Below are 20,753 nucleotides of genomic sequence, written 5' to 3'. Positions count from 1 at the left end.
GCCGGTTAACAGGCAATCGGCGACGGTGCCGATGCTGGGCCGGGCGCCGATCTCGTCGAGGCGTTCGGTGAATCGCAGCGACGTGAATTGCGACCCCGCGTCGGAGTGTGCCACGAGCCCGACCAGGCGACGGCCGCCGCGTGAGCGGCGGGCCATCTCCAAAGCGTCGAGGACCATCTCGGTGCGCATGTGCGAAGCGACGCGCCACCCCACGATGCGGCGGCTGAACGCGTCCACGATGAAGCACACATAGGCCATCCCCGACCGGGTCGCGACATAGGTCAGATCCGTCACCCACAACGCGTCGGGCCGATCAGCAGTGAAGTCGCGGTTGACCAGGCCCGGGGCGCGAACCGCGTCCCGATCGCGGCGGGTGGTGAACATCTTGCGCCGCCGGCTGACGCCGCGTACGCCCAGCTCACCCATCAGCCGGGCGACCTGGTCCCGGCCGATCTCGTGACCGGCGCGCCGGGCGGCCTTCCACAGCTTGCGCGCCCCGTAGACCTTGCGGTTCGCGACCCACAACGCCAACAAGATCGGCATCCACACCGCGTCCGAGACCGCCCGCGCCGACGGCTCGCGCTCGCGGCGCTTGGCCGCGTAGTACGTGCTCGGGGCCACCTGCAGCGCAGTGCAGATGGGCTCGACCCCGAGCTCGCCACGATGAGCGTCGACGAACGACACCGTCACCTCAGTGGGCGGTCGAGCCCCTTACGCGAAGAAAGCCGACGCCTTGCGCAAGATCTCGTTCGCCCGACGCAGCTCCCGGTTCTCGGCCTCCAGCGCCTTGATCCGCTCAGCCTGCTCGCTGTTCACACCAGGCCTCAACCCAGCATCGACCTCGGCTTGGCGCACCCACGACCGCAGCGACTCCACCCCGATCCCCAACTGGGCCGCGACCCGTTTCACCGTCCCGTGATCGGTGCCCATCTCCTTACGGAGCTGACGCACCGCACGCACAGCACGCTCCTTCTCCGCCTCGCTGTACCGACGCGTCGTCGGCTTCCCAGGCGACATCTCATGTGGCATGACTCCATCCTCGTATCCAAGACCAGGAGCCTCCAACCAACCCAGGGCGATTCAGGAAGCAGCGGCACTGCGCGCTGCCGACTTGCGAACGGCACGACATCGCCACTACTGGGCTGTGGGCATTATGACGACACTGTTCGGGGCGAACATGGCAGTGGTGCTGGGCGCGCTGTTGAACGCGCTCTAGCGGGTCGCCGCATAGCTGCGTCGGCGAACTCCGGCTACAGCAGCGACGCGGTCATGGCATGGCGTATGCCTACACGCGACCGTCGCCGTTGTCGGACACGCACATCGCGCTGCTGCCAAGCGCCGGGTCCGGAACATGCGTGTCGCCTGGGAGACCGCTGAGCAGTTGTCAGTAGCACCGAGTTGCGACTGTGGCGAGCGCGCAGGCCGCAGCGCTGCAGGGCCCACCCACGTCCGAACTGCTCAGCCGTTTCCTAGGCGGGCTGCAGCGGTGGTATCCCCTCGACGATCCGATCGACACGCTCCGTCAGAGCACGCATATCGAGCCGGAGTTCATCAAACCGAGAATCGACGCCATCGACACGCTTGTCCAAGGCATCGAACCGATAATCGACCGCATCGAACCGCGAATCGACCGCATCGAACCGCGAATCGACTGCGTCAAAACGGGCATCGAAACGCGCTATGAGTGCCTCGAAGCGGGAATCGACCGCATCGAAACGGGAATCGAAGCGCTCAGCGAGTTCGACGCGCATCACCTTCAGCACCGCCCACATAGCGCCCGCCAAAGCAACGAGCGACGCCAAGACCACAGTGAGCAGCGGCGGCACCGACCCCCAGTTCATAGATTGATGCTACTTCTCGCCCAGACGCCGAGCCAGCGATTTTTCGCTCAGCACCAATGCTCAGGCGGGCGGCTGGCGCTGCGCTCGCAGTACTGCGCCCGGGGCGACTTGCTCGCCGCTGCCGATCACCGAGAACTCGGAGAGCACCGCGCCAGCGCCTACAACCGCGCCTGTGCCGAGCACCGAGTCGATCACGACAGCACCGGCGGCGAGGCGGCAGCCGTCCCCCACTACTGATCGCTGCACGACGGCGTCGGGTCCGATTTCGCATCCGCTGCCAATGACCGACGTTCGGATGCGCGCATCGGGATGGATGCTCCCAGACGCCACAGTGCTGGCGTCGACCACTCTGGCACCGGCACGCCGGCCGTCGAGGATGTCGAGATTGGCGGCCAGGTACTGCTGCGGCGTGCCCGTGTCGAGCCAGTACGTATCTGAGACCAGCGCCGCCAGCGTCCCGTCTGCGACGAGCTGTCCGAAGACCTCGCGCTCGATGGAGACGGGTCGGTCGGGCGCGATGCGGTCGAGCACCGCGGAGGTCAGCACGTAGGTGCCGGCGCTGATGGTGGGCCGTTCGGCATCCGGCAGTGCCGTCTGGGCCGTACCCGGTTCGGGCTTTTCCGAGAACGACAGCACCCGGCCCGATGGATCGGCCACGACCAGGCCATAGGGCGTGGGGTCGGCAACCGGCTGCAGCGCAATGGTCGCTTCCGCAGCCGAGCTCTCATGAAAGCTCGCGAGGGCCCCGACGTCGAGGTCGGTGAGCACGTCCCCGTTGAGCACCAAGAACGATCCGGTGATGCCGCTGGCCTCCGCGGCGAACCGCACCGCTCCCGCAGTGCCCCGCGGTTCAGGCTCGACCGCCACCTCGTACGCCAGCCGGCCGATGCGACCCTGCGGGTACGCCGTGATGAATGCCTCGGCTCGGTAGCCCAGCGAGAGCACAACTTCGTTCACACCGTGTCGGCTGAGATGCTCGCAGACCCACTCGATCATCGGACGCCCGCACACCGGCAGCATTTGCTTCGGAGTGTCGTTGGTCAGCGGCCTCAGCCGGGTGCCCGAGCCTCCCAGCAGCAGGATCGCCTTCATCTCGAGGTCCCCGGTGCTGGCCCTCAGGGTGTCGCGGCAGCCGGCTCGCCGCCCATCGAGTTCTCGTCGGTGCCGGGCTCGACAGTCTCATTGGGTTCAGACGTGACCGGCAGGTCGCCTTCGACCGGCTCGCTCTCGCCTCCGTCATCAAGTACCGGTCCCTCTTCGATCGAGCCATCGGTGAGCGGCTGGTCCTCTGCCGGCAGGTTCAAGTAGGAGCGGAGGAACGCGTCGTCGGGTCGCGGAACGTCGGCGTTTTCGACGCTCGGATGGACGTAGGCGAACACGAAGATCTGGCCGTCGCCCAAGAAGCGCACATCTCGCAGGTCGTCCGTGAAAGCCAGCGCCTTCTCGGCCTGCAACGTCTCCCAGCGCATGATGCGCAACTCCGCTCCCGGTTCAGAGATGTCCGGGTCGTCGCTGTCGGGATCAGGCGACGCACATCCCTCGCCGGATTCGTCGAGAATTGTCCCGTCGGGCAGCTCGATCGTCGAGTCGTCCAACTGGAACTCGATCTCACCCATGAATTCACCGACGGTGGCGAACTGCCCCGTCACGCCGGTATGGAACGGATGGATGTGGATGAGCCCGTCGCCGTGAGTGTGTATGCCCGACAGGTCATCGACATCGTTGGGGTAGAGGTCGAGGTTGAATTCGTCACAGTCGTAGATCGCGTAGAGCGAGTGCCAGTGGTCGCCCAGCCGCGGAGGACCTGCGGGGGCATTCGTGGACCGTTCACTTCGGGCCATCAGGATCAGTACGACGCCCAGAATTACGACGAGGAGCATCGCCGCCGGGAACAGAAGGTCGCGCCGAGGGCGGAAGCCTCTGCCGCTTCCGCCGGCGCTCGCCGCTTTGGCGACTTTCTTGGCAGCGGCTGATCTCGCCATACGGGGCGACAAGCTACCGGCGCGCCCGCCCGGTCCGGCTCAGCGAAGGCGTTAGCGCCTGCCGAGGCCTTCGTAAGTGAAGCCTGCTGCGCGCAGCTGGACGGGATCAAGCACGTTGCGGGCGTCCACGATGCGGGCAGCAGCCATCTCGGAGGCCGCCCGGGCCCAGTCCAGCGTCGCGAACTCGGGCCACTCGGTGAGCACAACGGCCACTTCGGCGCCGCGCAGAGCCTCGAACGCAGAACTGCGAACGGTCAGGGCCGCCGGCAGCAGTGCGGAGATGTCGGGTCGAGCGTCGAGGTCGTCGCCCAACGCTGGGTCGTACGCCACGAGTTGCGCTCCCACAGCTCCAAGCCGGTCGGCCACCCTGAGTGCGGGAGAGCCTCGCAGGTCATCGGTGCCCGCCTTGAAGGTCAGGCCGAGCACCGCCACCGTCACACCATCGAGACACCGAACGTCGGCCTCGTGTGCGCTGGCGCCGAGATCGGATGGCGGGGCAAGCTCGATGCCGACTACGCGAGCAACCTTGTCGACCACTCGGTCGAGCTGCTGCTCGTTCACCGCGATGACTCCTTCGAGCAGATGGAAGACGTAACCAGCGTCATTTGCGACCGACACCAAGGCGCGAGTGTCCTTCGGCAGGCACGAACCGCCCCAGCCGGGGCCGGGTTGCAGGTACGCAGAACCGATGCGGTGATCAGAGCCGACCCCCTCGAGCACCGAGTCGACGTCGGCCCCGACTGCTTCGCACACAGCGGCGAGCGCGTTCACGAACGAGACCTTGGCGGCCAGGAAGGCATTCGCCGCGTACTTGACCGTTTCGGCTGACGTCGGATCGCTGAGAATCACCGGCGCATCCATGCCCGCATACAGCGCTGCGACCCGGTGCGCCGCCGAGAGGTCGTCGGCCCCGATGACGATTCGATCGGGTGCCAGGAAGTCGGCCACCGCCGACCCTTCCCGCAGGAACTCGGGATTCGACGCCAGCGCTACATCGGTCCGTCCCAGCGCCGCCGCGATCTTGGGTGCAGTGCCGACCGGCACGGTCGACTTGGTCACCAGCACCGAGCCAGGCCGCAGTCGTGACGCCACCGAATCGAGTGCAGCCATGAGATAGCTGAGCTCCGTCTCACCGTCAGCACGCAATGGCGTCGGGACGCACAGGAAGGCGAAATCGCATGTGGCCGCAAGAGCCTCCGCCGAGATCACGAAGCGGAGGCGACGCTGTGCGATGCCCTCAGCGACCAGCCGGTCGAGATCGGTTTCGCGAATCGGCACGACGCCAGCTGACAGCGACGCCACCTTGGCACGATCGATGTCGGCACAGATGACGTCATGGCCAAGGTGGGCGAAGCACGCCGCCGTCGTGAGGCCGACGTAGCCGGCGCCGACGACGAGGATCCGCTGCGGGAGCGCTGTTTCGCTCATGGCACAAGTTGTTCAGCAGTCGGCACGTCAACCCGCCGGTAGCCCGCATCGACGCGCAGTGGCCGCTCGCCTGCGTGCAGGATCACCGTGGTTGCATCGAGGTCGTCATGGCCGGCGAAGTCTGGCACAGGCACGAGGTGACTGGCGAGCAGTCCCGCTGCAAGGCGACCCTCAGAAGAGAGATAGACGACCGTGCCGACCGGAGGGCGACCAACGCCTTCGGGTATCGCTCCCGCGGCCTCCGCGTCGAAGCCGAGTTCGCTCAGCTCTGCTGCAAGCCGATGGCGCGCCGTGCCCGTGACGTGCACCGTCACGCGTGACTCCACAATGTCGTCCCAGCCGATGCCCCGGAACACATCCAGCACACGCTGGTTGTGGGGGTCGGGCGTGAGCCCCAGCGACCACCGCACGGGATCGTGGAGATCCTGCACCCGCAGCTCATATTCCTCGATGTCGGCATCGAAGTCGATGCCCGGGAATCTCGACGCGAGACGCCGGCCATCGTTCACAATGCTCAGAGTGTCAGAGGTCGACAGATGGTCGGCTGCGATGTCAAGAATCGAGAGCAACTTGATCGGACTCGCGAGAAGTCCCGGAGCGACTTGCTCGGCGGCAATACGCATGAACTCGCGTTGGCGGTCGTTGCGAGCGAGATCATTCCAGATGCCATGGCGTTGCCACGTGCCGTCAGGAGACTGCTCTTCGAGGTGGCGGCTCCGTACGTACGCCAGTGCCTGCCGGCCGTCAAGGACGTGCGTGCCAGCCTTGGTGACGAAGCCACTACGGCTCTCAGTCGGGCTGCTCGTACCGCCGTTCGGTTGATCTCTGAGGGGCTGGCTAAACGTCATCTGAACGCCGCCGACTGCGTCCACGAGTCGCAGGAAGGCCTGGAAGTCGACTTCGATGAAGTGCTGCAAGGTGATCTCGAGATTCTCCTCCACGGTGTCGATCATTCGTGCAGCGCGACCAGCGGTCGTTCGGTCACGGTTGTAGGCGCTGTTTATCTTGGCAATCTGACCGATGCCTGCGATGTCGCTGGTGCTTGCGATCTCGGCGGCGAGATCGCGCGGGATCGACATCATTGCGGCCGTCCCGTCATTGCGCAGCCGAATCACCATGATCACGTCTGCGAGTCGGCTGAAGTCTGAATGGCCCGCGCGCAAAGGGTCGTCCGCTGGGAGCCCCAACGTGCTGTCGATGCCCACGAGCAGGTAGTTCTCGCCCGTCGGGCTGCCTGGGAGCACTGGCTGCCCTGGGGATTGGTTGTCTGTACCAGCCGATCCCGATGCCGCGTCGGCCTCATCGGCTGCTCCGTCGCCATCTCCCGTCGTGCCGCCTCCGCCGCCCTCAGCTGTGTGTCCAGGGGGCTCACCATCGGGATTCCCGAGCGCTGTCGACGTCTGGCCGATCACGACATCGGCCGCCGTCACTGGCTGCTGAGGCGCTGAGGTGAGCACGTCTGCGAGGGGGTGACGTTCGATCCGCCCGAGCTGGAGCAGCACGAATGCAGAGCCAGCGGTCGCGACTGCTCCCAGCAGGGTCAACGCCGCAAGCGAAATAAGAATGAGGCGAGCCCGCCAACTGCGGTGGCTCACTCGGCGGCCTCAGGCCTACTCACTCGGCTGCCTCGCAGAGGGCCTCGCTCAGGGATGGATATACGAACAGGCTCTCGGCGATGTCCTGGACTCGCAGGTTCGCGCTCACAGCCAGCGCCACCACCGAGATCAGCTCGGCTGCATGGCGGCCCACGATCGATCCGCCCAGGACCTGGCCGGTCAGCGGGTCTGAGACGATCTTGACGAAGCCACGAGGATTCTCTTCGATCAGCGCCTTGGCATTGGCACCGAACGGCACCTTGGTGACGCGGATCTTGCGGCCCGTGGCAAACGCCTCGGCCTCGGCAAGTCCGACATCGGCGATCTCGGGCTCGGTGAAGATGGCCGACGCGGCCTTGTCGTAGTCGAGGTGCCGATGGGGCCGGCTGTCGTGCGGGCCCATCGAATGCTCGACGATCTTGCGCCCCTGCATGGCCGCCACCGACGACAGCGGCAGCTTGCCGGACAAGTCGCCGGCCGCATAAATGCTCGGAACCGACGAGCAGAGGTTGTGATCGACCTCGACGAATCCGTGCTCGTCGACGCGCACGTCGGTGTTCTCGAGACCCAGCCCGTCGCTGTTGGGGATCGAGCCGATGGCAATCAGCGCATGCGATGCCTGCACCGTTCGCCCATCGCTGCAGACGACTTCTACGGCGTCGCCGTCACGCACGATGCTCACCGCACGTGCGCCCTTGAGCATGTGCACGCCGAGATCGCCGAAGGTCTGCTCGAGCACAGCGGCGGCCTCGGGATCCTTGTGCGGCAGCACCTGCTGGCGGCTGACGATCAGCGTCACCTTCGAGCCCAGCGAGGTGAACATGTGCACGAACTCCACACCGGTCACACCGGAGCCCACGACGACGAGGTGCTCAGGAAGCTCCGCTGGCGGGTACGCGTCACGGGTGGTGAGAATCCGCTCACCGTCGATGGGTGCCCAGTCGGGGATCCGGGGACGGCTGCCGGTCGACAGCACGATCACGTCGGCGGACAGCTCGACCGCTCCGTCGGATGTGTCGGCGCAGACCTCGTTGAGCCCGAGCAGCCGACCTGAGCCAGACAAGATCCGCACACCCTGTCTGACCAGCATCTGCCGGGCCACGTCCGCGAGGCGGTCCTCGATATCGCCGATGCGCTGGCGCAGGTGCGGCGTGTCGACCGACGTGGAGACATTGGCTAAGCCCATGTCGTCAAGGTGGCCGGCGAAGCTGAGCGCGGAGCCCGTCGCGATCATGATCTTGGACGGCACGCAATCGCGCAGGTGCGCAGAACCGCCGACGATGTCACGCTCGATGAGCGTCACCTCTGCGCCGTAGCGCGCCGCGTAGGTTGCCGCCGAATGGCCCGCCGGGCCACCGCCGATCACGACGAAGCGCTTCTGGGCCATGAGTGGGCAGCGTACCGGTGGCTCCCGGCCCCTCTGTCGTCGCGGCCCCCAGTGCTTCCCGCTCTTGTTCGCTCCGCTCACGGGCCGCTCGGGCCACGGCTTCGCCATTCGGCTCAGCCTCTGGGGTCAGCTCAGCTCAGCGTGGGGCTGCAGAGACCGTCGAGCTCGCTGACCGTGATGCGTTCGCGATTGGCGTAGGTCACCTCGTTGGAGGGGTCGGGCCGCAGCCGGAACTCGCGGAACGACATCTCCAGCGAGTCGAACGCGATGATGCGACCCGCCAAGCCGTCGCCGATGCCCAGGATCAGCTTGATCGTCTCGAGCGCCTGGATCGACCCGACGATGCCTGGCAGCACGCCGAGCACGCCAGCTTCAGCGCACGAGGGAGCAAGTTCTGCCGGCGGGGGCTCGGGCAGGTAATCGCGATAGGTCGGACCGTTGTGCGGGTCGAAGACCGTGATCTGGCCCTCGAAGCGGAAGATCGAACCGTGCACCACCGGAATGCCCAGCTTCACCGACGCGTCATTGAGCAGGTAGCGGCTCGGGAAATTGTCGGCGCCGTCCACGACGACATCCCAGCCCGACAAGACATCGAGCACGTTGTCGGCTCCGAGCCGGGTGTCGTAGGTGACCACGTTGACGTCAGGGTTCAGGGCAGTGAGGGTCTTCTTGGCCGAATCCACCTTGCGGTCGCCTACCCGGTCGACGTTGTGGAGGATCTGGCGCTGCAGGTTGGATTCGTCCACCACGTCCATGTCGATGATGCCGATGGTGCCGACACCGGCCGCAGCCAGGTACAGCGCTGCGGGAGAGCCGAGGCCGCCGGCGCCCAGCATGAGCACCTTGGCGTCAAGCAGCTTGAGCTGTCCGGCCTCGCCCACCTCGGGCAGCATCAGGTGACGCAGGTAGCGGTTGCGCTGTTCGGCGCCGAGGGAGGCAGGCGTGGCCCACGGACGACCTTCGTCCTTCCAGCGGCCAAAGCCGCCATCCATGGAGACCGAGTTGGGGTACCCGAGTTCGGCGAGTGTCTTGGCCGCAAAGGCCGAGCGAACGCCGCCGGCGCAATAGATGATGATCTCGGCGTCGTGATCGAGCACTCGGTTCTCGATCTGCGCCTCGAGATGCCCGCGCGGGATATGGATCGCATCGGTGAGCGCACCCTGGGTGTACTCGTCGGGCTCGCGCACGTCGAGCACGACCGGTGAGCGGTCGGAGATCCACTCGGCAGCGGTGGCCGTGTCGATCTCGGTGATCTCGCGTTTGGTCGCTGTCAGCAGTTCGCGGAACGAGGGCATCTGGGCCTCCCTGTTCGTGACTCGGCGTCGCGTCCGGTACGACCTGATCAACCGATCAGGCTCGGATCCTAAATCCTACCTATCTAGTCAGGAATTAGTCACCCCGGACGCCACGCGGGTGTCAGCTCAGGCGGGCGATGCCGCCGCAGATTCGCGGCAGCACCTCAGAGATGGACATCCGCAGGACCATGTCGGCTAGGTGATCCATCTCGGTGGGCTCGGCGTTGACGATCACCACGCGTGCACCGGCCGACTTGGCTGTGGGTACAACCGCAGCGATGGGGTATACGGCCAGCGTCGTGCCCACGGCCAGCATCAGGTCGCAATTCTCGGCTGCGATCTGAGCGCGCAGCAGGTCTCGTGCAACGAGCTGCTGACCGAAGCTGATCGTGGCGCTCTTGAGAATCCCGCCGCACTCGGGGCATGGTGGGTCGTCCGCGCCGAGCCGAACCCGGTCCAGCGCGATTCCCATGTCGTCGCGGTAGTCGCACTCCAGGCACGCAACCTCGCGGATGGTGCCGTGTACCTCCACGATCTTGTCGGGGTCTGATCCGGCGTCGTGGTGCAGCCCATCCACGTTCTGCGTCAAGAGCGACACCAACTTGCGACGGCGCTCCAGCTGCACGAGGGCCCGATGACCGTCGTTGGGCTCGGCGCCCCAGGCCCGGTGGTCCATGCGAGCTCGCCACGCCAAGACGCGCACCTCGGGATCGGCCAAGTAGTTCTGCAGCGTCGCCTGCTTCTCGGCGGCGGGGTTCTTCGTCCACACGCCATTGGGACCGCGAAAGTCCGGAATGCCTGAATCGGTGGAGATGCCTGCACCGGTGAGCACCGTGATGGCACGTGCTTCGTCGATCCATCCAGCCACAGTTCGCACGTCGTCGACTGCGGAACTCGAATCGGCCCCAGTGTTCATCTCATCCGGGTTCATCTCACCCAGTCTGACCCATCGCGCAGGACTCGATCTGACGAACGTTGTAGCACTTCCAATAAGTTTCATATTATTTTAATCTTTTTTGATATACAAGTATTCCGTTCCAGGTGAATGGCAGTCGCGCGAGAACGTGAGGGAGATCCCAGTGCCAGCTGAACAGAGGCCCACAGTCCCCGTCCGCTCGGCCGCTCCAGATGGGGCCACCCCAGCCACGCTGCAACTGGTCGACGGCACTGCAACCGGGCCGGGGGGCACCGCACACAACGGAACTGCGGCGGAGCCACTGCGGGTCCTGCAGGTACAGCCTTGGGACGATCCCAACCTGCACCGCGATGGCCACGACCCGCGCTCGGCCTACGTGGAGCGCTTCTGGATCGCTGTGCTCGGCCCCAGTGCGGTCTGGCTGCTGCGGCTGCTTGCGCGCGAATTCGACGAACTGGCCCCAGGTGAGATTCTGCGCCTAGACCTCGAGTCCACCGCGCAGCGACTCGGTCTTCAGCACCGCGGCGGTCGCCAGAGCACGTTCATGAGAACCATCGACCGCTGCCGCATGTTCGATCTGGCCCGCTTCGAGAACGACGCCGTCCTGATTGTGCGCAGGCAGATGCCGCCGGTACCACGCAGGCTGCACGTTCGCATGCCACGCGAACTGCGCGACGAGATCGGTCGCTGGACTCGCACCGTTGGACATACAGACTTTTCCGTGGGCGAAACGCGGCTGCTTGCGACGTGCATGCTGATGCTTGGTCACGGCCTCCACGAATCCGCAGAGCGGCTCGTGATGCTGGGATTGGCGCCGAGGGTCGCCAACGAGGCAACCGCGTGGGCGTGGGCGGAACGCTGCGTACGGCCTCACGCAACCCGAGGTGTGTGACGCGGCCAGCCGGGGCGCCGACGCTCTCCTGCACATACAGCGCGGCACCCAATCACCAATTGCAGACCAGTTCGACCAGCGTGCGCACACCGAAGCCGGACGCACCCTTGGACAGCTCGCCAGCATCAGAATCGGCTCGCACTGGCCCGGCAATGTCGAGATGCACCCAAGGGGTCTCGCCGACGAATTCCGACAGGAAGATGCCGGCCACGAGCGTGCCCCCGTAGCGGCCTTTGCCGATGTTGCGCAGGTCGGCAATCGGCGAATCCAGCTGCTCCCGATACTCCGCCGGCAGCGGCAGATGCCACAGGTGCTCCCCCGCAGCATGAGCCGCAGCCTCGGTGCGCTGGATCGCCGACGCGTTGTTGCCCATCAGCCCCGCGTACGTGTCGCCCAGGGCGACGAGGCAAGCGCCCGTGAGCGTGGCGAGATCTACCACGAGGTCAGGCTCCTCTTCGACCGCCAGCGAGAGGCCGTCCGCGAGGACGAGCCGGCCCTCGGCGTCCGTGTTCAGCACCTCGACCGTCTTGCCATTGCGGATGCGCAGCACATCGCCGGGCTTGGTGGCCGTGGGTCCGGGTTGATTGTCCGTGCAGCAGCAGATGCCGGTGACTGCGACGTCGGGTGCCAATCGGGCGATGGCGCTCATCGCCCCGATGACTGCCGCAGCGCCGCCCATGTCCACCTTCATCCACTCCATGCCTTCGAAGGACTTGATGTTGAGCCCGCCGGTATCGAAAGTGATGCCTTTTCCGACGAGATGGACAACCGCACGCGGAGTGGCCGCCGGCTGCCATCGCATGCGGACGAGGGTGGGGGGCTCTGTCGAGCCTGCGTTGACGCCGAGCAGCCCGCCGCATCGTTCGGCTGCGAGCCGTTCGCGGTCCCATACCTCGACCGACGCCGTGCCCGCTGCGGGATCGCCATCTGCCGCAGCTGCTTCGATTGCATCGACTGCGGCAGTGGCGAGGCCGCTCGCGGTGAGCGCCCCGGCTGGCTGGTTCACGAGGTCGCGGGCCAGCGCGATCCCGCCGGCCATGGTGGCGGCACGTGCAATGGCTGCTGCCGCGTCGGTGCCATCGGGCGCCGCGAGCGCTATCCGCCCGAGCGCAGCCGGAGCCGGCGGGTCGCCCTTGTGCTCGTTGAACCCGTAGGACGCCAGCAGCATGCCTTCGACGACTGCGCCGAGAGCGACATCAGCGCCAACGTCGTCAGACGCTGCAGCCGCCAGCGCCGAGGTCAATGAGTCGAGCTTCGAGGCGGCACGCCAGAGACAGGCCGACACCTTGCGGATGTCTGCCGTGGTCAGATCCTCTGAACCCAGCCCGACTGCAATTGGAAGCATGTCGTCTGCAGTATCGGACGCACCGGCCATGAGCGCCGTGCTGCCCAGGGAGCCGTCGAATCCGCTGGCGGCCAAGTAGTTGGGCGTTGCACCCAGCGTGTCCAGGGCATCGCTGCGCACCGGCCGGTCGCTGGCGGCCGTGGGCGGCGCAGCAGCAAAATCGGCGACAACCTCGAATGCGTCGATCGAAATGGTCAGCGGCACGGCATCCTCGCTCTGTTGGTGCTTACGCGGTGTTAGCGGGCGGGGTCCCGCAGCGCGGTTCTACCCGACGCCGAGTCTGGGCACAGGAGAGTCTCGCCTAGCGTCGACCACTAGTGGGCCGAGCGCAGATGCACGACATCGCCGACAGCCACTGTGTGGGTAGCGCCGGCGTCATCGGTGACCAACAATCGCCCTTCAGCATCGAGGTCAGTCGCGAGTCCATCGAGGACGCGCGAGATCCTTGTCGCATCAAACGAGATGCGAACTCGACGGCCGAGCGTGGCCGAATTCTGCCGCGCCTCTTCCAGCACTTCAGTTGTCCCGGTGGCGTCGCTGGCGTCTTCGCCGCTGTGGCAGAGGCGCTCGTATCGAGCTTCGAGTCCCTCAAACACCCGGCGCGCCAGCAGCGTTCGGTCCACTGGAACACCAGATTCCAGGTTGAGGCTGGTCGCAATGCCGTCCAGTTCTGCGGGCATCTCCGGCCACCCGGTGTTGAGGCCCATGCCCACAACAAGTGCGGTGATCTGTCCTTGGGTGCTGATGGACTCAGCCAGGATGCCGGCGAGCTTGCGGTCTTGAAGGGTTGTGCCAAAGCCCGCATCGCCAGCGATCACAAGGTCGTTGGGCCACTTCAGCTGGGGTCGGACGCCGCTCGTCTGCTCGCATGCGTCGGCTGTGGCAAGCGCGACTGCAAGCGTCACCAAGGCCGCACGAGCAGGAGGCAGCGGACCCGCTGGCGGTCGCAGCAGCACGGACATCATCAACGAGCTGCCCGGCGGCGCCGTCCACCTGCGGCCGCGGCGACCGCGACCGGCGGTCTGGCGGTCCGCGATCAGCACGACCCCTTCGGGTGCGCCGCGTCGGGCCCGATCGAGCAGTTCGGTATTGGTGGAGCCGATCTCGTCGTGCCACTCGACATCGGTGAAACGGGTGCCGTCGACACTGCTGAAGTGCGGTGAGTCGAACTGCCCCGGATCCTGCTCGACAGGCACGCAGCGACAGTATCGGTAGCGAACAGGAGCGGAGAGCAATAACGTCGCCGATCGATGTTCTGCCTATCCGCGCGCCCTGTTAGGACCTGATTCGTGTTCAGCAAGCTCCTCATCGCCAACCGGGGCGAGATCGCGGTGCGTGTCATACGGGCCTGCCGCGAGCTGGGCATCTCATCGGTCGCCGTCTACAGCGAACTGGACCGCGACGCCGTGCATGTGCGGCTCGCGGATGAGGCGTTCGCCCTCGGCGGCCGGACGGCAGCCGAGAGCTACCTCAACACCGAAGCAATCCTGGACGTGATCTCCCGCAGCGGGGCTGACGCAGTCCATCCCGGCTACGGCTTCTATTCCGAGAACGCCGAATTCGCGCGGGCCATCGCCTCCCGGGGTGTGGCCTTCGTGGGACCGCCACCGGAAGCCATTGAGGTGATGGGCGACAAGATCTCGGCGCGCCTCGCTGCCCAACGGTCCGGGGTCGCCAGCGTTCCGGGCACCACCGAAGTGATCACCTCGACCGACGAGGTCGCTGCTTTTGGGGCAACCCATGGCTACCCCATCGCCATCAAGGCGGCTTACGGCGGCGGCGGCCGCGGCATGAAGGTCGTTGGCGGGCCTGACGAGATCGAAGCCGCGCTGGAGTCTGCGCAGCGCGAGGCCGCGGCGTTCTTCGGACGCGGCGAGTGCTACATGGAGCGCTACCTCACCTGGCCGCGCCACATCGAGGTGCAGATCATCGCCGACCATCACGGCAACGTCGTCTGGCTGGGCGAGCGTGACTGCTCCGCTCAGCGCAGGCACCAGAAGCTGGTTGAAGAAAGTCCCGCGCCGCTTCTCGATGACACCGTTCGCAAGGCGATGGGAGACGCAGCGGTGGCGGTTGCCCGAGGCTGCGACTACACGAACGCAGGCACCGTCGAATTCCTCTACCAGGACGGCGAGTTCTTCTACTTGGAAATGAATACCCGGCTGCAGGTAGAGCACCCGGTAACGGAGATGGTGACCGGCGTCGATCTGGTCCGCGAACAGATCCGGGTGGCCGCCGGCGAGCCGCTGTCGTTCACGCAGTCGGAGGTGACCTCGGTCGGGCACGCCATCGAGGCGCGTATCAACGCCGAGGATCCCGCAGGCGGGCGATTCCTGCCCTCACCCGGGTCGCTGACGTCACTGCGTGTGCCCGACGGTTTCGGCGTTCGCTGGGACGGCGGGTACGAGGCAGGCGACACCATCAGCCAGTACTACGACAACCTCATCGGCAAGCTCATCGTGTGGGGCTCGGACCGCCCGACAGCAATCGCTCGCATGCAGCGGGCGCTGGGCGAATTGAGCATCGGCGGCGTTGCGACAACTGTTGCCGCCCACACCGTGATCATGGCGTCGGAAGATTTCCGGGCCGGCACCCACAGCACCAGATGGGTTGAGGAACAACTCGACCTGAGTGGTGTGAGCGGCAAGGCCGACGTCGAGCCCCCCGTCGGGTCTGGTGGCACATCCGACAGCGACGACATGCCGCGCGTGCGGCGCGACGTCGTCGTCGAGGTCGATGGCAAGCGATTCTCGGTGAGCGCATGGGTGCCCGAGGCAGCCTCGTCCGCCACCGCTGCGACTGCTTCGGCGCGCCCAAGGCGCGCGAGCAGCGCCGCGTCAGCCGGCACCGGTACGGGTCAGGTGACCGTCCCGATGCAAGGCACCATCGTCGAGATCCTTGTTGAGGTCGGCCAAGAGGTCACCAGCGGTGACGGCGTGGTCGTGCTCGAAGCCATGAAGATGGAGAACAGCATCAACGCGGACCGCTCCGGAACCATCACCGAGATCAAGGTCGCGCCAGGCGACACCGTGGGCGCCGGCGACGTGGTGATCGTTATCTCGTAGCTGCGGAGCCCCCTGGCGCGGCGGGTGGCGGAGGAGCCTCCTGCTCCGGGAATCCAGCAGGTTCCAACCTCGCAGGGTTCTCCTCCGCCACCCGCTTGTCACTAGTGAGGGTGCCGACGTCGAGCTCGATGGCGCGAACCCGGCGCAGCGTTCGCTCGGCAATCACCCGGTTGGCTCGCAGCAGGTCCGCTAGGACACCGAGCATCAGCAACTGCATCGCCACCAGCAGCGCGACCGCGCCGATGATGAGCGACTGCACGTGGCCCGAACCGTCCGAGGTCACCAGGAACCATCCGAAGCGGGCGAACAGGAAGACACCAACCGCCGCGAACCCCGCAGCCAACACGGCAAAAACCCGCAGCGGCTCGTGCATGGCGTACACGCGGACGATGGTGCCCGCGGCCCTGCGCACGTACTGCCGCTTGGATTTGAAAAGGCGGGACGGGCGGGTGGTGGGATTCACCCGAACCGGCACATCGGTGACGGCCAAGTCCGACTTGCCGGCCTGGATCACCGTCTCGAGCGTGTACGTGAAGCGCGACACCACGTTCGCTGCGAGCGCCGCCTCCCGGTTGTAGGCACGGAATCCGGAGGTGACGTCGGCCACATCGGTGGCCGAGGCCTGGCGCACGGTCCACGAGCCGAGTCGTTGCAGCCGCTTCTTGAGCGGTGAGAACTCAGGGTGATTGCGGATGTCCCGTGAGCCGATGACCAGGTCGGCCCGACTCGCGACGATCGGCTCGGTGAGCCGGCTGATGTCTGCCGCGTTGTATTGGTTGTCGCCATCGGTGTTGACGATGACGTCGGCACCCATGCGCAGCGCTGCGTCGACGCCGGTGGCAAAGGCCACCGCGAGCCCTTTGTTCTGCGTCAGGCTCACGACTGCGTCGGCGCCATGAGTCCATGCCACGTCGACCGTGTCATCGGTCGAACCGTCGTCGATGACCAGCCACAGCACTTCGCTGAAGCCCTCCACCTGGCGCGGCAGCGCGCTCAGGGTCTCACCCAGCGTCGCTGCCTCATTGAGACAGGGGATCTGGATCACCAGGCGCACCCGCACATTGTGTCGGGTCAACCCGACACTGGGGGAACTCGGGCTCTGAGAGGCCGCGCGGATAGGTGACGTCTCGGAAAGTTGCTGTCACGCCTTCTTTGTGCAATTTTGCCGTCTGTGGCGGCATTTCTGCGCAAAGTCCAAGCCGTCGGGGCTGCCGGGCATCGCCGCCTATCCGCTGAGGCACTTAGTCCACGTTGAGATGCCTGAGGCGCAACGCGGCGAGACCGAGGCTCGCGACCGACACGCAGGCGAGCACCACGATGGCCGTGACCCCACGGTTGGGATCGAAACCCAGGTCGACGTCGGCGATCTGGGCGAGCACCGAACGGGCATAGCCGCGCAGCGAGAGCCGCGCAGCGAACTCGCCGAGACCGACCGCCAATCCTTCCCACAGCAGCACGTAGGCGATCCCCCACAGCACCGCCTTGCGGAACAGCAGCCCGACGAGCATGAACAAGCACGAATACGCCACCGTTCCCAGCGCCGCCGCAGCCAAGATCCCGACTGCAAGGTCTCCCGACCCTGCAGCGCCGCCTGATGCCAGCCAGCCCCCCAGCACCGTCGGTGCAACGCACAGCGGCAGCGCCACCGTCATGGCGACCGCGGCCGCGGCGGCTGCCACAGGCGCGCGACCCATCGGACGCAGCCACAAGTACACGAGCGTGCCGTCATCGCGGGCATCACCCAGAGAGGCCGCGGCGAACACCAACGACACGATCGGGACGATCACGATCAAGCCGAACGCATCGGCGTAGCCCGCCCCGTCGCGCAACATCTCCGCAGCGCTGAGATCCCGGTCAGCTGCAGCGATCCCCGCGACCCAGCCGACCACGATCATGACTGCTCCGAGAGCGGCGAGCGCCGCGAGCCGGCCGGCCGTCACGATCTGGCGGATCAGGACTCGGTAGCACAGCACGGTCGCCCGTACGGATCCGACACGACGGCGTTGCACGGTCGTCTGCGCGGTGTCGATGGCTTCGCTCATCGTCGTTCCACCAGGTAGCGGAATACCGATTCGAGGTCCTCGTCCAGCGGTATGACGCGTCGCAGACAGGTGCCGAGGCCCTTCGCCAATGGCGCGATCTCACGCCCGAGCCGATCCACGTCCAGCGTGTCTGCCACCACCACATCGCCGTTGATGCGCACGCCCACGACGGTGCCCGAGCTGACAAGCGCAGCGGCGAGAGCACGAGGCTGGTCTGCTTCGATGCTGATGCGGTGCGGGCGATCGTCCATCAGCTCCCGGAGATCGCGGTAGTCGCCGCTCGCCACCAGACGGCCTTGGGCGATCACCAGGATGCGTGACCCCAGGCGAGCGACCTCTTCGAGCACATGCGAGGACACGAGCACGCAGCGTCCCTGCGCGCCCAAGCCCTCGAGCAGTTCGATCATGCGACGTCGCTGGACTGGATCGAGGCCGTTGAGCGGCTCGTCCAAGATCAGCACCTCAGGATCGTGGACGAGTGCGGCAGCCAACTTGGTGCGCTGCCGCATGCCCTTGGAATAGCCCGACACCGGCCGATGATCGTCCGGGTCGAGTTCGACAACTCCCAGCGCATGGCGTCCGGCAGCTCTCGGGTCAGCCACGCCCTGGGTTGCCGCGGCAATACTCACGAAGTCGAGTGCGTCGAGCCGGTCGAAGAGGGCGTCCTGCTGGGGCGAGAGACCGATGCGGCCTCGCACGTCGCGATCTCCCCGGGCGTCGGCTCCCAGCACTCGCACCGTTCCACGCGATGGCGGGGTGAGCCCGCACATCATGCGAAAGAGCGTCGACTTGCCCGCACCGTTGGGACCGAGCAGCGCGGTGACGCCGGCGCGAACCGTGAACGTCACGTCCGACACGGCCACCACGTCGCCGAAGAACTTCGACACGCCATGCACCTCGACCATGCCGGAGGGCGTGGCGCCATTCGGGGAGTCCGTCGAGGGGTCAGCGGATCCGCTGCTGGGCGAGGGCCGTCCGGTCGTCGAATCGGGTTCGGGTGCGGGCACCGGATGGGGGCGCGCGTTCATCAGCTCCCCTCAATCCGCCGGTAGCGCCACCAGACCACTGCCGCGCCTGCTGCGACCCAAGCCGCGTTCACCGCCACGACGAAGATCGTCGACAGCTCGCTGAGGCGCTGGCCCTGCGACGCTTCACCCGCCCCCAACGGGGTCGGCGGACCGACGCCGTAGATGCGGTCCTTCAGCGCCGCACCGATTTCGCCGAGGTTGAACGCGTACACCCGTGCGTCGAGCTCGGCGGTTTCGACGAGCACGCTGGTAACGAGATTGCTGCCCAGCAAGAGCAGGACGACGCCGATCACTGCGAAGGCGCGTCGGTCGGTGAGGCTCGAAATGGCCAGGCTGGCCGCGGTGATGGTGGCGGCGATGGCGATGCCGGAACCCAAGATGCGCACGAGCACGATCAGCCAGTCCCCCAGCCCATCAGGACCCGATCCCTCCACGGTGTAGGCAATGAGCAGGAACAGCAGCGGCCCGATGGTGATGACTGCCAACGTCACGGCCACCGCGACCGACTTCGAGACGAGATAGCTCCACAGCCGCAGCGGCGTCGACAAGTACAGCGGCAGCATCCCGTTGCGGCGGTCGGCGACCAGGATCTCCGGCACCACGATGCCGCAGTAGAAGAACAGCGCCGCCTGAATCAAGCCGTAGTACTGGTGGTAGTCGGGCAGGATCTGCTCGGAGATCATGTCGACGTCGATCACGGTGGCGATGCCGACGAACACAATGGCAGGAACCAGTGCGATCACCACAGCCAGCCACGGCAGGAACTTGTGGCGCGCCGGTCGCCCGAATCCCAGCGTGAACCTGAATGACGACCCGACGACGGCGCGCATCGCGCCGGCAAGTCCGCGGCGGGGGCCGCTGTAGGGCCGGTAGCGCTGGTCGAGAATCTGTGCAGCGTCGTCGGCGGCTTCGGTCGCCATCGTGCGGGCGTCGTTCGTGTCGTTCATATGGCTGACGCTTCGAACAGGTCGGCCAAGGTGCGGCGGCGGGTCTCGAGACGCCGGATACGCGCTCCTGCTTCCGCTACCGCGTCGCGAGCCCGGTCGCACAGCTCGTCGCGGTCAACGCCTCCCAGCCGCAGCGTGGTGCCCGAGCGCTCCACCTCGATACCGGCACCGAGCAGCATGCTTACGACCGCGTCCACCGACCCCGAGGGCACGGCAATGTCGACGAGTTCCAAGGTGACGCCCTCGCCGTCGCCGATCAGCTCGGCGATCGGCCCTTCGGCGACCAGGCGACCCGCGTCGAGTGCCACGATGTGGTCGCAGACCCGTTCGACCTCCTCGAGCAGGTGCGACGACAGCACCACGCTCACCGAGTGCTCGTTGCTGATCTCGCCGATCAGGGTCAGCATGTCGCTGCGTTGCGTCGGATCGAGCCCGGACGTCGGCTCATCGAGCAGCACCAGTTGCGGATCGGACGCCATGGCCTGTGCCAGCTTGACCCGCTGGCGCTGACCGGTGGACATCGTGCCGAGCGTGCGTGTGCGCTCCTCGCCCAGGCCGACCAGCCACAGGCTGTCCGAGGCACGGGTGCGCGCCTCGCTGCGAGGCAGGCCGCGCACCTGTGCCAGATGGCGCACGAATTCCACGGCGCGCATCTCGTCGGGTAGCACGTCACGCTCGGGAGCGAACCCCACTTTCGCCCGCAAGGCCGCACCCTGGCTGCGTGGATCCAGTCCCAGCACCGTCGCCGAGCCCGCGGTCGGGATGCGCAGGCCGAGCAGGGCGTTGAGCAATGTGGTCTTCCCCGCGCCGTTTGCGCCCACAAGCCCGGTGACGCCGGTGCGCATGCGCACGTCCAGCGTGTCGAGCGCCACGGTCGACCCGAATCGTTGCGTGAGCGCCGATGTCTCGACGATCACCGCATTGTCATCGATGCCGTCGCTCACCTGCTCAACGTACCTGCCGTGATCCGAACTGACCGGTCAATGGGGG

General features: G+C 66.5%; 17 protein-coding genes, 1 pseudogene and 1 other annotated feature. Of the genes and pseudogenes, 2 read left to right on the top strand and 16 right to left on the bottom strand.

What is annotated here, in order from left to right; all coding sequences use genetic code 11:
* Positions 1-15 precede the first annotated feature (15 nt).
* The 9 genes and pseudogenes from ACOQPH_RS02095 to ACOQPH_RS02055 form a co-directional block, all read right to left on the bottom strand.
* Positions 16-1,029: pseudogene (locus ACOQPH_RS02095) on the bottom strand (IS3 family transposase); the annotation flags it as partial.
* Positions 613-727, bottom strand: a sequence feature (AL1L pseudoknot). Its footprint overlaps the pseudogene before it by 115 nt.
* Before the next feature lie 440 nt (positions 1,030-1,469).
* Positions 1,470-1,841: a hypothetical protein gene (locus tag ACOQPH_RS02090; RefSeq protein WP_420623106.1), complete on the bottom strand. Its 372-nt coding sequence runs from the start codon at positions 1,839-1,841 to the stop codon at positions 1,470-1,472.
* Positions 1,842-1,901: 60 nt separating this feature from the next.
* Positions 1,902-2,933 carry a sugar phosphate nucleotidyltransferase gene (locus tag ACOQPH_RS02085; RefSeq protein WP_420623105.1) on the bottom strand — a complete coding sequence of 344 codons (1,032 nt, stop codon included), beginning with the start codon at positions 2,931-2,933 and terminating at the stop codon, positions 1,902-1,904.
* 23 nt (positions 2,934-2,956) lie between these two features.
* Positions 2,957-3,823 carry a hypothetical protein gene (locus ACOQPH_RS02080; protein WP_420623104.1) on the bottom strand — a complete coding sequence of 289 codons (867 nt, stop codon included), beginning with the start codon at positions 3,821-3,823 and terminating at the stop codon, positions 2,957-2,959.
* Between the two features lie 51 nt (positions 3,824-3,874).
* A complete protein-coding gene (locus tag ACOQPH_RS02075; protein ID WP_420623103.1) occupies positions 3,875-5,251 on the bottom strand; it encodes a UDP-glucose dehydrogenase family protein in 1,377 nt (458 codons plus the stop codon).
* Entirely contained in the window at positions 5,248-6,846 is a 1,599-nt protein-coding gene (locus tag ACOQPH_RS02070; protein ID WP_420623102.1) for an LCP family protein, read from the bottom strand. Before ACOQPH_RS02070 ends, ACOQPH_RS02075 begins: the two co-directional genes overlap by 4 nt.
* Before the next feature lie 19 nt (positions 6,847-6,865).
* Positions 6,866-8,233: an FAD-dependent oxidoreductase gene (locus ACOQPH_RS02065; protein ID WP_420623101.1), complete on the bottom strand. Its 1,368-nt coding sequence runs from the start codon at positions 8,231-8,233 to the stop codon at positions 6,866-6,868.
* Positions 8,234-8,364: 131 nt separating this feature from the next.
* On the bottom strand, positions 8,365-9,528 hold the full coding sequence (moeB, locus tag ACOQPH_RS02060) for a molybdopterin-synthase adenylyltransferase MoeB (RefSeq protein ID WP_420623100.1): 1,164 nt from the start codon (positions 9,526-9,528) through the stop codon (positions 8,365-8,367).
* Between the two features lie 121 nt (positions 9,529-9,649).
* Entirely contained in the window at positions 9,650-10,459 is an 810-nt protein-coding gene (locus tag ACOQPH_RS02055) for an SIR2 family NAD-dependent protein deacylase (RefSeq protein ID WP_420623099.1), read from the bottom strand.
* A gap of 148 nt (positions 10,460-10,607) precedes the next feature.
* Between ACOQPH_RS02055 and ACOQPH_RS02050 the strand changes: the two genes are divergently transcribed.
* Complete coding sequence (locus ACOQPH_RS02050) at positions 10,608-11,336, top strand: hypothetical protein (protein WP_420623098.1); 729 nt, start codon at positions 10,608-10,610, stop codon at positions 11,334-11,336.
* Positions 11,337-11,388: 52 nt separating this feature from the next.
* On the opposite strand, the gene ACOQPH_RS02045 is transcribed toward ACOQPH_RS02050, so the two are convergent.
* A complete protein-coding gene (locus tag ACOQPH_RS02045; protein WP_420623097.1) occupies positions 11,389-12,885 on the bottom strand; it encodes a leucyl aminopeptidase in 1,497 nt (498 codons plus the stop codon).
* Positions 12,886-12,995: 110 nt separating this feature from the next.
* The gene (locus ACOQPH_RS02040) at positions 12,996-13,877 is read right to left on the bottom strand and encodes a biotin--[acetyl-CoA-carboxylase] ligase (protein ID WP_420623096.1); all 882 of its coding nucleotides are present in this window, start codon (positions 13,875-13,877) and stop codon (positions 12,996-12,998) included.
* A 93-nt stretch (positions 13,878-13,970) separates the two neighbouring features.
* Here ACOQPH_RS02040 and ACOQPH_RS02035 point away from each other — a divergent pair, with 93 nt between their 5' ends.
* Positions 13,971-15,746 (top strand): acetyl/propionyl/methylcrotonyl-CoA carboxylase subunit alpha, encoded by a 1,776-nt coding sequence (locus tag ACOQPH_RS02035; RefSeq protein ID WP_420623095.1) that lies wholly within the window; start codon positions 13,971-13,973, stop codon positions 15,744-15,746.
* Here the strand turns inward: ACOQPH_RS02035 and ACOQPH_RS02030 are convergent.
* From ACOQPH_RS02030 to ACOQPH_RS02010, 5 genes are all read right to left on the bottom strand, one after another.
* Complete coding sequence (locus tag ACOQPH_RS02030) at positions 15,736-16,800, bottom strand: glycosyltransferase family 2 protein (protein ID WP_420623094.1); 1,065 nt, start codon at positions 16,798-16,800, stop codon at positions 15,736-15,738. The two genes, ACOQPH_RS02035 and ACOQPH_RS02030, sit on opposite strands and share 11 nt — an antisense overlap.
* Positions 16,801-16,987: 187 nt before the next feature.
* Positions 16,988-17,788: an ABC transporter permease gene (locus tag ACOQPH_RS02025; RefSeq protein WP_420623093.1), complete on the bottom strand. Its 801-nt coding sequence runs from the start codon at positions 17,786-17,788 to the stop codon at positions 16,988-16,990.
* Positions 17,785-18,816: an ABC transporter ATP-binding protein gene (locus ACOQPH_RS02020; RefSeq protein WP_420623092.1), complete on the bottom strand. Its 1,032-nt coding sequence runs from the start codon at positions 18,814-18,816 to the stop codon at positions 17,785-17,787. Before ACOQPH_RS02020 ends, ACOQPH_RS02025 begins: the two co-directional genes overlap by 4 nt.
* Positions 18,816-19,763 (bottom strand): ABC transporter permease, encoded by a 948-nt coding sequence (locus ACOQPH_RS02015; RefSeq protein WP_420623091.1) that lies wholly within the window; start codon positions 19,761-19,763, stop codon positions 18,816-18,818. The genes ACOQPH_RS02020 and ACOQPH_RS02015 overlap by 1 nt, the downstream gene beginning before the upstream one ends.
* Positions 19,760-20,707: an ABC transporter ATP-binding protein gene (locus tag ACOQPH_RS02010; protein WP_420623090.1), complete on the bottom strand. Its 948-nt coding sequence runs from the start codon at positions 20,705-20,707 to the stop codon at positions 19,760-19,762. Before ACOQPH_RS02010 ends, ACOQPH_RS02015 begins: the two co-directional genes overlap by 4 nt.
* Positions 20,708-20,753: the final 46 nt, after the last annotated feature.

The sequence above is a fragment of the Candidatus Poriferisodalis sp. genome, from assembly GCF_965221945.1.
Classification (GTDB): Bacteria; Actinomycetota; Acidimicrobiia; order Acidimicrobiales; family Poriferisodalaceae; genus Poriferisodalis.
Note: the sequence above shows the minus strand (reverse complement) of the source record. Positions and strands in the feature narration are given on the sequence as shown.

Excerpts from the sequence above, each read along its gene's own strand:
- ACOQPH_RS02080 (WP_420623104.1), bottom strand. The coding sequence starts at position 3,823 with ATGGCGAGATCAGCCGCTGCCAAGAAAGTCGCCAAAGCGGCGAGCGCC.
- ACOQPH_RS02085 (WP_420623105.1), bottom strand. The coding sequence starts at position 2,933 with ATGAAGGCGATCCTGCTGCTGGGAGGCTCGGGCACCCGGCTGAGGCCG.
- moeB (WP_420623100.1), bottom strand. The coding sequence starts at position 9,528 with ATGCCCTCGTTCCGCGAACTGCTGACAGCGACCAAACGCGAGATCACC.
- ACOQPH_RS02090 (WP_420623106.1), bottom strand. The coding sequence starts at position 1,841 with ATGAACTGGGGGTCGGTGCCGCCGCTGCTCACTGTGGTCTTGGCGTCG.
- ACOQPH_RS02065 (WP_420623101.1), bottom strand. The coding sequence starts at position 8,233 with ATGGCCCAGAAGCGCTTCGTCGTGATCGGCGGTGGCCCGGCGGGCCAT.
- ACOQPH_RS02055 (WP_420623099.1), bottom strand. The coding sequence starts at position 10,459 with ATGAACCCGGATGAGATGAACACTGGGGCCGATTCGAGTTCCGCAGTC.
- ACOQPH_RS02015 (WP_420623091.1), bottom strand. The coding sequence starts at position 19,763 with ATGAACGACACGAACGACGCCCGCACGATGGCGACCGAAGCCGCCGAC.
- ACOQPH_RS02025 (WP_420623093.1), bottom strand. The coding sequence starts at position 17,788 with ATGAGCGAAGCCATCGACACCGCGCAGACGACCGTGCAACGCCGTCGT.
- ACOQPH_RS02075 (WP_420623103.1), bottom strand. The coding sequence starts at position 5,251 with ATGAGCGAAACAGCGCTCCCGCAGCGGATCCTCGTCGTCGGCGCCGGC.
- ACOQPH_RS02020 (WP_420623092.1), bottom strand. The coding sequence starts at position 18,816 with ATGAACGCGCGCCCCCATCCGGTGCCCGCACCCGAACCCGATTCGACG.